Genomic DNA, 12,207 nt, shown 5'->3' with positions numbered 1-12,207 from the left:
TTAATTCAGATCCACTTATTTGTCCTTTTCTTTTTGGTTCTGCAAAACTAAAAAAATGACATCTATTAAAAACAACAAGCCTAGGTTTATTGCTTTATTCCCTTTATTTGTATTTGTATTTACATTTTTAGGTGTAGGTATTTATCAAAATGATTTTTATGCTTTACCTGCTCCTATAGCAGTTATAGCCGGTATTATTGTAGCTTTTTTAATTTTTAAACAAAGTATAAACTCTAAAATAGAAACACTTTTAGCTGGTTGCGGAGATAGTAAAATACTAACAATGTGTTTAATATATTTGTTAGCTGGTGCTTTTGCTACAATTACAAAAGAAACTGGTAGTGTAGATGCTATTGTAAACCTTGGTTTAGATTTTATAGCCATACAATATATCTACTTTGGAGTATTTATAATTGCTGCATTTTTATCTATATCTACAGGTACATCTGTTGGTGCAATAGTTGCACTAACTCCTATTGTTATTGGCTTTGCAGATAAAGGAGGTGTGTCATTAGCTATACTTTGCGGCGCTCTCTTAGGTGGTTCTATGTTTGGAGATAACCTTTCGGTAATATCAGATACTACAATTGCAGCAACACAATCCTTAGGCGTAAAAATGAGTGATAAATTTAAGCAAAACATAAAAATTGCTTTGCCAGCAGCACTCTTTACAATTGCTATTTTAATAGTTAAAGGCGCAGCTTTAGAGTCTAACAATTTAGAAGATGTTACATACAATTATTCATTACTAAAAATAGTTCCTTACATATTAGTAATTGCACTCTCTGTAATTGGCGTAAACGTATTTGTTACACTATTGTTAGGTGTATTAATAGCTGCCGCAATTGGTATTTTTTATGGCGATTTTACACTTATTGAATCTACCAAAATTGCTTACAATGGATTTACAAGTATGACAGAGATTTTTCTACTATCATTACTATCTGGTGGATTAGCTGCATTAGTTGCTAAAAATGGCGGTATAGATTATATTTTAAATAAAATTAAAACCCTAATAAAGAGTAAAAAATCTGCTCAATTTGGTATTGCAACCTTAGTTAGTACAGTAAATATGGCAATAGCAAACAATACAGTTTCTATTATTATTTCTGGTTCTATTGCAAAAACTATTAATGATGAGTATAAATTAGATAATAAAAATACAGCTTCAATTTTAGATATTTTTGCCTGCATTACACAAGGTTTACTACCTTATGGAGCACAAGTATTAATGATTTTGAGTTTTTCTGATGGAAACCTAACTTACACAGAACTTATTGGTAATACTTGGTATTTACTTTTGTTATTTATCTACACCATTATTTACATTAGCTTGTATCCTTTTAAATTGAAGAAAACTAGTATAAATTAAGATATAGTTCTATTAAAATTTATCTAAAAAGTTATCTTCGCGGCCATGTGGATGTATTTAGGTCTTTTATCGGCTTTATTTTTAGGATTACATAATTTATGTAAAAAACACGCTGTACAAGGTAATGAAGTGTTTCCTGTACTTTTAGGGACTATAACAGCAGGTTTTTTGCTGTTATTACCTTTTTATTTAGGTTCTAAATTTTATCCTGAATATACTAAAGAAGTAGGTTTTTACATTACAGATATTCCTTGGCAAAAACACGGTTATATTGTTGTAAAATCTATGCTAATGGCTGGCTCTTGGGTTTTAGCATACCAAGCACTAAAGCATTTGCCCATTACTATTGTAACACCCATACGCTCTGCAGGACCTTTTTTTACATTTATAGGTGCTATTTTTATTTACCAAGAACGACCTAATCACTGGCAATGGATAGGCTTTTTTTTAATTATATTTTCTGTTTTTTTATATTCTAGAATTGGAAAAAAAGAAGGTATCAATTTTAAAAATAACAAATGGATTTTTGCTATAATTGGTGCCACATTTTTAGGTTCGTCTAGCGGATTATATGATAAATTTTTAATACAAAACGTAAATTTAAATCCCCAAACATTACAATTTTGGTTTTGTTGGTATACTATTTTAATTTTATTGGTAATACTTGCTATAACTTGGTTTCCTAATGCAGAAAAAAGAAATGCTTTTAAATGGAGATGGTCTATACCAGCTGTTGGTATTTTATTGCAAACAGCAGATTATTTTTACTTTAAAGCATTACAAGATCCTGATGCTTTAATTATGTTATTATCTGCAATAAAAAGAAGCCAAATATTAATTGCTGTTGTCTTAGGCGGAATTTTATTTAAAGAGAAAAATAAGCGTAAAAAGCTAATTCCGCTTGCAGGTATACTTTTAGGCGTAGCATTAATACTCTACTCTAACTAGCTTATATACTATATTTTAAAAGCTCTCTTTTAAAGTTTTAATATCTTTTATTAATTGCTGTATAGCTGTTTTGTTTAATCCATTATAAATACCTCGTATACGTTGGTTTTTATCAATTAACACAAAATTTTCTGTATGTAAAAAATCGTTTTCAGTTTTTAATTCACCCAAATCTTCTTCAATAAAGTAGGCATTTCTACCTAAATCATAAATATTACTTCTATCTCCTGTAACCAAGTGCCACTTATTAGATACTATACCTCTATTCTCTGCATATTCTTTTAAAATAGCTACAGTGTCAATATCTGGTGTAACGCTATGTGATACTAATAAAACATCGTCATCATCTTTAAAAGTCTCTTGTAAAACACTCATATTTGAAGTCATTTTAGGACAAATACCAGAACAAGTAGTAAAGAAAAAATCTGCTATGTATATTTTATCTCTAAAAGTATTACGTGTTACTATGTTACCGTCCTGATTTAGTAAACTAAAATTAGGTATTGTATGTATTTCTTTAAGTTCTTTACTATCTTCTGCTAGCCATTTTGGAGTAAAACTAGATTCATTATAAAACGGCAAAGCACTTACGCTTTGGTTTTCTAGATTTTGCTTACAGCCAATAAAGAGAGTTGTAACTAAAAAGATAACAACTACATTACTTAATTTGTACAATCTCGTCTTCCAACTGAAAACAAAGGTTTGCTCTTTTAAGTCCAAAAATTCTTCCGTCTTTAGCTTCATAATTATTATAAATTTTTCCGTTTTTTCTCCAAGCTTTTTGTATGCCTTCTTCTCTACCGTTTACAATATTCATTTCTTTAAACTTTGCCCCTGTATTGTACCACTGTTGTTGCAACCCATTTACAACTCCTTCTTTAAAAACAGATTTAGACCTAAGTTTACCATTACGCCACCAAGAATTTACAACACCTTGTTTTTTTCCGTTTTTATAATATGCTTTATAACTAAGTAAACCTGTGTAAAACCACTTTTTATAGTCGCCCTCTTTTTTACCGTTTTTATAGCTAATACTTTCAGATTTTCCTCCGTGTTTATAAAAACTAACGGCCAAACCAGTAAAAGGCTTGCTTTTGTAATACACAAGCCCTTCATTACTTTTTACTTCTAATTTTTTCTTAGACACAGCAATACTAGGTGTGCAACTACTAACAAAAAAGAGTATTGCAACTAATACTAATTTATAAAATAGTATTTGGCGTTCCTTGGTAATCTCCTGGAAATAAGATGTAAAATTGATTAAGATATAATTCATTTTGTATATGATAATGGTATTCTTCCTCTGTTGTATGTTGTGTGGTACTTATGTGTCCGCCAGAAGCATCTAAATCTGTAGGGTAATCACTTGTAGCATTACATTTTCTACCATACAGAAAAAAACCATCTGCCATAATACCAATTAAATTTTGATCATCATTAGACCACGCTTTAGTTTCTAAATGATAATGATAACTTTGCGGACCTGTATGAGCTGCTGTAAAATCTAAAGATCCTATTGCATCATCTAAAGGCACATTTGGTCCCTCTTCATCATTATAAATCATTGCGCCACTAATTGCAATGCCAATTGCTCCTAGACCTGTAGATATACTTGTTGTTGCTTTAATGGGGTTTTGGGGAACAGTCAGCGAGTATGAACCATTAAAGTCATCTATATTTCCAGGAGCCATTTTATCATAACTTGTAACCGTAGGTTCTACAAATAAAGCGTGATTTGTATCTGCGGCTTCAGTTGTAAGTGTGTTTCCCATTGGGTCTACAGCACTACGTTCTGTAGTATTAGACCAATACGGAGACGTATGGTTTGGCATTCCGTTAGTTTCTATTTCTACATCAGAGCCGTTTAACAAAATAGTTACATTATCTGTATCAAATTCAGCAAATGCTGCATGTAATTCTCCAGTTAACTCAGAGTCGTCTGTATCATTTTCAATAGAATTACTATCATTACTACAGGCTAAAAATGCTACAGTAGTAATTATAGCAAGTACTAATATGTTTACATGTATTAATTTAATCTTCTTCATATTTTTATATTAAATAATTCCTATTTAGATGGCCTTTCTCTTTTTTCTGGTTTAGGCATTTTTTCTATTTCTTTTTTAGTTAAAAAGCCATCTTCATTAGTGTCAATTTTTTTAAAATCTTTTAATAAAGGTCCTTTTACTTCTTTTTTTGAAAGTTTACCATCTTTATTAGCGTCCATTTGCTTAAAAATTTCTTCAATTGTTGGTCTTTTTCGTTGCTCTCCTTTTGGTGGTTGGGCTTTTAAACCAATTGCAAAAAATGCTATTAACACCACTCCTAAAACTCCCTTTTTTACTCTTGTACACTTCATAATATTTGTTTTTAAAATTCAACTATTTAGATGTCAAAGATGTATATTAGTTTACTACAGATGTTTTGTTTTAAGTAAAATTACTGCGGTTTTAAGTAGAAGCAGGTACACATTCTGTGAAACCCTATTATGTGTAGATGAATGATGCTGTTTTAGACGTTGAATTGATTTTTTATTTTATTTATTTGCAATATGAATGCAACTATTAGATTTATTTTTCAGTCCATATTATGGCTACTACTTTGGTTTATTTTATGGTCACAACAAGGCTATGACACTATTTTTTTAGAAAGAAATAGTTTTTCTGCTATAGGTCAAATAATTCTAATAGCACTACTTATATACTATACTGCACCAAAATTTTTGTTTACTAAAAAGCACTTTAAATTTGTTTGTATTTCTATTATAGCGCTTACTATATTTATTATAATACCATCTACTTTACTACCACTAGACCAAGCGCAACATATCCCCAGAATGCCACAAATAAGGAATGTAAACAGACCATTACCTATGCCACCATCTAGGCACCTAACACAGGTATTATTACTTTTAATAGCATATATTTTAGCAACCGTAGTAGAATTTGTGGTTTATACTAAAAAGAAAGAAGAGGAAATAATTATTAGTAAAAATGAAAATTTAGAAACAGAATTAAAGCTGCTAAAATCACAGATAAATCCTCATTTTTTATTTAATGCTTTAAATAATATTTACGCATTATCTGCTATTGACACTGCAAAAACCCAGCAAAGTATAAGTTATTTATCTACAATGCTTAGGTATGTATTGTATGAATGCGAAAGACCTTTTGTTTTACTATCTAAAGAAGTAGAATATATAGAAAACTACATAAAGTTATTTACGCTAAAAAGCAGTAAAAAATATCCTATTACAATGACATTTAACACGCTAGACAATAACATACAAATAGCCCCTATGTTATTAATACCATTTGTAGAAAATGCAATAAAACATAGCAATATAGAGCAAAGAAAAGATACCTTTATAACTATAAATTTATCAGCAGATAAAGAAAACATAAACTTTAAAGTAGAAAATAGTATTGCAGATAAAGATATTTTAAAAGATGAAGTTGGTGGTATTGGCCTAGATAATGTTAAAAAACGATTAGAAATACTATATCCCAACAAACATACTTTGTCTATTTCTAAAACCAGTGGTATTTTTAAAGTTGAATTAAACCTACAAAAAAATGTATAAGTGTATTGTTATAGATGATGAGGAGCTAGCAAGAGCTTTGTTAATTAGTTATATTGATAAATTAGACTACCTGGAACTTGTAGCTGATTTTGAAAACCCTGTTGAGGCTATAAGTACAATTAAGTCTGAAGCTATAGACCTACTCTTTTTAGATATACAAATGCCCAACTTAAAGGGAACAGATTTTGCCAAAATAATACCTTCATCAACCAAAATAATATTTACCACAGCTTACTCTGAGTATGCTTTACAGGGCTATGAACTTAATGCGTTAGACTACTTATTAAAACCTATAACTTTTGAGCGTTTTTTACAAGCCGTAAATAAGTTAGAAACCAAAAATACAATTGCTAAACCTGTAAACGATACCATAACTATTAAATCTGGTTACGACTTACACAAAATACAATTAAAAAATATTACGCATATAGAGAGTGATAGTGAGTACGTTAATTTTTATATAGTAGATGGCAAAAAAATAATGAGTCACCAAACATTAAAATCACTAGAAAAATCTTTAGACCCTAATTTATTTATGAGGGTACACAGGTCTTTTATCGTAAACAAAACCAAGGTTACAAGCTTAAAAGGCAGAGACTTATTACTATCTACTTTAAACATACCTGTAAGTGATAGTTATTATGAAAAAGTGAAACAACAGTTATTTTAATTAAAAGCAAAAGCCTAGTTATACAAACATTAACTAGGCTTTAATTTACAAATTTAACAGTCTAATTAAAACTCTCTTTTTCCAAATTCACTATCAATAAATTTAGATTTATTTTTGTTTGCATTAAATGTATAGGACAGGTTTAAAGAAACCATATCTACCTCATACTTATAATTTGTTGTTGTATAAAATTGGTCTGGTCTAGATGTAGTAATACGTTGCTCATTTGTATTTAAAAGTCCCATATCTATATTTTGCCATTGCAATGTTGCTGTTAATTTATTATCTAAAAACGATTTTCTAAAAGTCAAATTTGGCGAATAAAATCTGGAGTCCTCTCCCATTGCCGTGTTTCTCTCTGATAAATAATTAAACGAAAACTGTGCGCTAGCATTTTGCCAAAAATTATAAGTAGAGTTTAAGTTTATAGAGTAAATAGTTGCTTTACTATTTATACCGTATGTGCGTGCAATACCATCTCTGTGATTAAAGTTTAAAGCACCTTTAATATCATAACTATATACATTTGCACCTATAAAGTTAGACCAGTTTTTAGTGGGTTTGATAGTTGCACCTACCTCTAAACCATAAGAATTACTTTTACCTACATTAGAAAAAACACGATTAATAATGGTATCTATAACAGCTCCATTTTCTTGATAAGCAAGCACGTTAACACGGTTAATTACATTTTCTACGTGCCTATAATATGCAGTAGCAAAAAAGGAATTTCCACCTTTTAATTTTTGTGTTATACCTACTTCTACTAAATCAATAAACTCTGGTTCTAGTTTATTATCACCCTGCTCAAAAACTTCAGAGTGCTCACGCTCTGCAAAACTATTCATTTTTAAAGTAGTTGTACGCTCTACTCTTTTACTGTAAGCTGTTTTTAGTTTTGTTTTATCACTTAACTTATACTGTAATGATGCAGACGGAAAAAGCTTTACAAAATCATAGGTATAAGTATTAGGAGATGCTTCACTCTTTAAAGATTCTGTATATTCCCTATCCATAGACTCCAACCGCACACCAGCAGCATAATCCCACTTGTTTTTTGCTCCTGTAAGTTGTGTGTATCCAGAGTGTATGGTTCTATCTAAAGACACATCACTAGAAAACTCTGGCACTAAAACACCATCTCTTTGATAAACAAATTCTCCTGTATGATCTAAATTACGAAACTGATAACCAAGCTCTAAAATACCAAAAGAAAAAGGTTTAAACTTATAGTCTAAATTTACACGTGTACCATACAACGGGTTATCATTTGTATTGTATTCTTGCTGATAAATAATAGTATTATCAGGATTTCCTAAATTATCGTTTACTGTTGGTCCGCCTAAAAATGTATATTCATATAAAAATGATGCAGATAAATTAGAGTCATCATCAAACTTATGCTCATAATCAAAACTACCCAAAGCAAAATCTCCTTTTCTAATTCTTAAGTTGTGATTGTAATATGTAAATGTATATAACCTATTATCACTATTTGATGGTGACACTGCGTGATTGTCATAATAAACAATATCTGCTAGCCTATCCTTTGTATGTTTTCCTGCAAAAAAACCAACAGAATAACTATCTCTCTTATTAGGAGTATAATCTACATTAAACCTACCATTATAACTAATTTCGTCAAAACTACGTTCACCATCAGAAGGTAAAAAAGTAGTTTTATTTTCGGCTTGGTTTACAATAAACATATCTCCTTCTCTTCTACCTGTTTTATCATTACGTTGGTAACTAGCCCCTAAAGAAAAGTTCCATTTATCCGTACGTTTATTTAGCGTTGCATCTATACCGTAACGCTGTGCAGCTTCTTTTGTATCATATTCTTCTATAGACGGAAAACCGCCACGTACATTTACCTGTGTGTACGTACCGTTTGTAGCTCCTTTTTTAGTTATAATATTTAAAATTCCACCTTTTCCCTCAGGGTCATACTTTGCAGATGGCGCTGTAATTAGTTCTACAGACTCTAAAGCATTAGCTGGTAATTGTGCTAAAATTGCACTGGCATCTCCTTGCGTTGGTTTACCGTTGACTAATACAGAGAAACCTTGACTACCTCTAACACTTATTTCTCCCTGACCATCTACAGTAACAGATGGCAAATTTTTAACTACATCTACAGCAGAACCTCCTTCACTACTTTGATATTTTTTAGTATCAAAAACCTGACGATCTATTTTATGCACAACAGCAACCCGTTCTGCTTGTACAACTACTTCATTTAACTGGTTTCCTAAAGATAGTTGTATGGTTCCTAAATCTATACTAGCACCTTTTTTAGATACAATAACGTCTACTCTTTTTGTAGTATAACCTAAAAAAGAAGCTTCTAAAAAGTAGGCTCCTGCTTTTACATTAGGTATCACAAAGGAGCCATTTAATTCTGTTATAACACCAGTAACTAAACTAAAGTCTTTCTTTTTATAAAGTGCAGCTGTAGCATATTCTAAAGCTAAGCCATTGCCAACGTCTGTAATTTTACCTGTAATTTGTGCTGCTGCATTCTGTCCTAAAAAGCATAAGGCAAAAAGAGATAATAGTATTTTAAGTTTCATATTTATAGTAAATTTTAGTTGCTAATTTACTTGCATTAACAACGTAAGAATGGTGTATATAACTAAATAATGGTCTAATTTATAAGCTAAAAGATTTTTTGTACTGTAAAGGTGTTTGCAATACATATCGTTTAAAATATTTTGTAAAGTGCGATGTATCTTTAAACTCTAAATCATATGCAATTTCACTAACAGATTTGTTGCTATATAATAGCTGCCTTTTTACTTCTTTTATAATATGTTCTGCTATAATATCTGATGCTGTTTTACCAAAAACCTTATTACATAATGTATTTAAGTTTTGAGAAGTTACACCCAATTTATCTGCATAAAAAGTCACGTTATTTTTAAGGTTTATTGATAATAGTTCTAAAAAATTAGAAGTAACATTTGTAGTACCCAAAGTAGATTCTTCATTTAAAAAGCCAACTAACTTAGCTAGAATTGACTTTAAACCACCCTCAATAACCTCTTGATTAACAAATTCTTGTTTAATTTCTAAACTCATAGCTTTAAATAAGTATTCTAAAGAACTATTAACTTCTTTAATTCTAACCTTAGAACTATTTTTTAACTTGTGTAGTTGGGTATTTATAAACTTATCTAAGGTCTTCTCTAAAAAGCTTTCTTTAATAATTATGACATAACCTTTTGGTTCTGTATCTATTTCCCAATTGTGAACCTGGTTCTTTTTTACTAAAAAAAATACAGGAGATTTAATCTCATAACTTTTAAAATCTATGTGATGATAGCCAGATCCTTTGGTAAAGTAAACAATCTCTAAATACTTGTTGTGCTTGTGTGGTTTTGTATAACGTTTGCGAGTATCAAATGGTTCTATTTTTATATCTAAACTAGAAGAAATTTTATTATATGTTTTAATAGAACTTTGCAAGTTAATTTAAATTTGGTTTTAGTAAATGTAAAAAATATAAGAGGTAATTGATAAAAGGAGTATCTATAAAATTTGTTAAAACCACGAAAAGGATTTCGCTAAATACTAACTTTATAATGTTTATACAACACTTAAAATAAAGCTAAAATTTAGCGTGCTAAAAACAAAAAGGAGCCATATAGGCTCCTTTTTAAAATTTATATAATCGCGTTTATTTTAATCCACGTGCTTTTAGCATTGGTTCAATTTTTGGCTCACTACCTCTCCAATTTTTATACATAGCTTCTAAATCTACTGTATTTCCTCTAGAGAGTACCATATCTCTAAAACGTTGGCCATTTTCACGAGTTAAACCTCCATTATTTTCAAACCAATTATATGCATCATGGTGTAACATTTCTGTCCATAAGTAAGAATAATATCCAGCAGCATAACCACTACCAAAAATATGTGCAAAATAAGTAGACCTGTAACGTGGTGGCACAGCACTAACAACATCTAACTTAGTTTTATGCAATGCATCTTTTTCAAAAGCATTGGCACTACTTACATTAGCATCTGCAGCAATTGTATGCCATTGCATATCTAAATTAGAAGCAGCTAAGTTTTCTGTTAAACTATATCCTTGATTAAATGTACCTGCTTTTTTAATTTTATCTATTAAAGCTTGTGGTATCTGCTCTCCTGTTTTATAATGTAATGCGTAATTTTTTAATATTTCTGGATACAAGGCCCAATTTTCATTAAACTGAGAAGGAAACTCTACAAAGTCTCTTGCAACAGCTGTACCAGATAAAGAAGGATATTCTTGATTTGCAAAAAAGCCGTGTAATGCGTGTCCAAATTCATGAAACATTGTACTAACTTCATCATAAGTAATTAAAGCAGCATCACCTTCTGCAGGTTTAGGGTAATTACACACATTGTAAATTACAGGCTTTTTGTTGTATAGGTGAGACTGCGTTACAAAATTACTCATCCAAGCACCACCTCTTTTACTTGGTCTAGCAAAATAATCTGCATAAAATAGACCTAATTTATCTCCGTTTTCTTCAAACAACTCATACACCATAACATCTTTATGGTAGGTAGGAATGTCTTTTCGTTCTTTAAAAGTAATACCATATAACTTTTCTGCAGCATAAAAAACGCCCTTTTCTAAAACAGTTTTTATTTCAAAATATGGTTTAATAGCGTTTTCATCTAAGTCATATTTTTCTTTTTTAACCATTTCTGCATAGCGGTTCCAATCCCAAGCGGCTAAAGTAAAATCTTCTCCATTTTTGGTAATCATTTTTTGTATTTCTTCTGCTTCATTTTTTGCTTTAGCAGTAGCAGCTGGTATTAAACCATTAAACATATTAAATACATTCTCAGGTTTTTCTGCCATAGTACCTTGTAAACTCCATTCAGCATAATTAGTAAAACCTAATAACGCTCCTTTTTTAGCTCTTAAATTTGCAATTTGCAGAATTATATCTTTAGTATCATTTTTAGTACCGTCTGCTCTATTAAAAGCTGCTTTAAATATTTTTTCTCTGGTAGCTCTGCTTTCTAAGCTTTGTAATAATGGTTGCTGCGTTGTGTTAAGCAATGGGATTTTCCAGCCTTCACCATTTTTATTTTCTAATGATTTTAATTGAGCCTCTGTTAAGCCAGCTAAATCTTCCTTATTTGTAAAAACTATAGCTCCGTTATTATTGGCAGACAACAAAGTTTTATTAAAACTATTAATAAGCGTTGCCAGCTTTGTGTTGTATTTTTTTAACGTTTCTTTATCTTCAGAACTTAGGTTTGCTCCTGCTTTTTCAAAAGCTTCAAAGTAAGTTTCTAATAACTTATAAGACTCTGGATCTAAAACTAAACTATCTCTTTTTACATACAACTCTTTTACGCGCTCAAACAAATTTTCGTTTAAGTAAATACCATCTTGTAGTTCAGAGAATTTAGGTGCCATTTCTTCTTGTACAGCCTGTAATTCATCATTGGTATGTGCACCAGTTAATCCAGAAAAAATGTTTTGTACGTTTTGCAATTGCGTACCACTTTTTTCTAATTCTAGTATTGTATTATCAAAAGTAGCTGGTTCTGTATTATTTGCAATTTTAGCTACAGCTTTATTCTGTGCAGCAATACCTTGTTGCAAGGCAGGTTTAAAATGTTCAT

General features: G+C 30.4%; 11 protein-coding genes. 4 read left to right on the top strand and 7 right to left on the bottom strand.

Annotation, left to right across the window (positions count from 1 at the left end; translation table 11 throughout):
• Nucleotides 1-55: 55 nt before the first annotated feature.
• Together ABJD66_RS05640 and ABJD66_RS05635 are read left to right on the top strand one after the other, a co-directional pair.
• Nucleotides 56-1,372 (top strand): Na+/H+ antiporter NhaC family protein, encoded by a 1,317-nt coding sequence (locus tag ABJD66_RS05640; protein WP_348129169.1) that lies wholly within the window; start codon nt 56-58, stop codon nt 1,370-1,372.
• Between the two features lie 45 nt (nt 1,373-1,417).
• Nucleotides 1,418-2,320, top strand: coding sequence for a DMT family transporter (locus tag ABJD66_RS05635; RefSeq protein ID WP_348129166.1), 903 nt, complete (start codon nt 1,418-1,420; stop codon nt 2,318-2,320).
• Nucleotides 2,321-2,335: 15 nt separating this feature from the next.
• Here ABJD66_RS05635 and ABJD66_RS05630 read toward each other — a convergent pair whose 3' ends face one another.
• From ABJD66_RS05630 to ABJD66_RS05615, 4 genes are all read right to left on the bottom strand, one after another.
• On the bottom strand, nt 2,336-2,902 hold the full coding sequence (locus ABJD66_RS05630; protein WP_348129163.1) for an SCO family protein: 567 nt from the start codon (nt 2,900-2,902) through the stop codon (nt 2,336-2,338).
• A 76-nt stretch (nt 2,903-2,978) separates the two neighbouring features.
• Nucleotides 2,979-3,467 (bottom strand): toxin-antitoxin system YwqK family antitoxin, encoded by a 489-nt coding sequence (locus tag ABJD66_RS05625; RefSeq protein ID WP_232732628.1) that lies wholly within the window; start codon nt 3,465-3,467, stop codon nt 2,979-2,981.
• Nucleotides 3,468-3,522: 55 nt separating this feature from the next.
• Nucleotides 3,523-4,368, bottom strand: coding sequence for a YHYH protein (locus ABJD66_RS05620; protein ID WP_348129160.1), 846 nt, complete (start codon nt 4,366-4,368; stop codon nt 3,523-3,525).
• A gap of 20 nt (nt 4,369-4,388) precedes the next feature.
• Entirely contained in the window at nt 4,389-4,679 is a 291-nt protein-coding gene (locus ABJD66_RS05615) for an EF-hand domain-containing protein (RefSeq protein WP_303544336.1), read from the bottom strand.
• 192 nt (nt 4,680-4,871) lie between these two features.
• Here ABJD66_RS05615 and ABJD66_RS05610 point away from each other — a divergent pair, with 192 nt between their 5' ends.
• Together ABJD66_RS05610 and ABJD66_RS05605 are read left to right on the top strand one after the other, a co-directional pair.
• On the top strand, nt 4,872-5,903 hold the full coding sequence (locus ABJD66_RS05610; protein ID WP_100896033.1) for a histidine kinase: 1,032 nt from the start codon (nt 4,872-4,874) through the stop codon (nt 5,901-5,903).
• Nucleotides 5,896-6,573, top strand: coding sequence for a LytTR family DNA-binding domain-containing protein (locus ABJD66_RS05605; protein ID WP_348129155.1), 678 nt, complete (start codon nt 5,896-5,898; stop codon nt 6,571-6,573). Before ABJD66_RS05610 ends, ABJD66_RS05605 begins: the two co-directional genes overlap by 8 nt.
• Nucleotides 6,574-6,638: 65 nt before the next feature.
• Here the strand turns inward: ABJD66_RS05605 and ABJD66_RS05600 are convergent, their stop codons facing one another.
• The 3 genes from ABJD66_RS05600 to ABJD66_RS05590 form a co-directional block, all read right to left on the bottom strand.
• On the bottom strand, nt 6,639-9,146 hold the full coding sequence (locus ABJD66_RS05600; RefSeq protein ID WP_348129152.1) for an outer membrane beta-barrel protein: 2,508 nt from the start codon (nt 9,144-9,146) through the stop codon (nt 6,639-6,641).
• Between the two features lie 79 nt (nt 9,147-9,225).
• Nucleotides 9,226-10,041 carry a helix-turn-helix transcriptional regulator gene (locus tag ABJD66_RS05595; protein ID WP_348129150.1) on the bottom strand — a complete coding sequence of 272 codons (816 nt, stop codon included), beginning with the start codon at nt 10,039-10,041 and terminating at the stop codon, nt 9,226-9,228.
• 211 nt (nt 10,042-10,252) lie between these two features.
• Nucleotides 10,253-12,207: M3 family metallopeptidase (locus ABJD66_RS05590; protein ID WP_348129147.1), on the bottom strand; the 1,955-nt coding region annotated here is incomplete at its 5' end.

This window comes from Cellulophaga sp., assembly GCF_039943695.1.
Classification (GTDB): domain Bacteria; phylum Bacteroidota; class Bacteroidia; order Flavobacteriales; family Flavobacteriaceae; genus Cellulophaga.
Note: the sequence above shows the minus strand (reverse complement) of the source record. Positions and strands in the feature narration are given on the sequence as shown.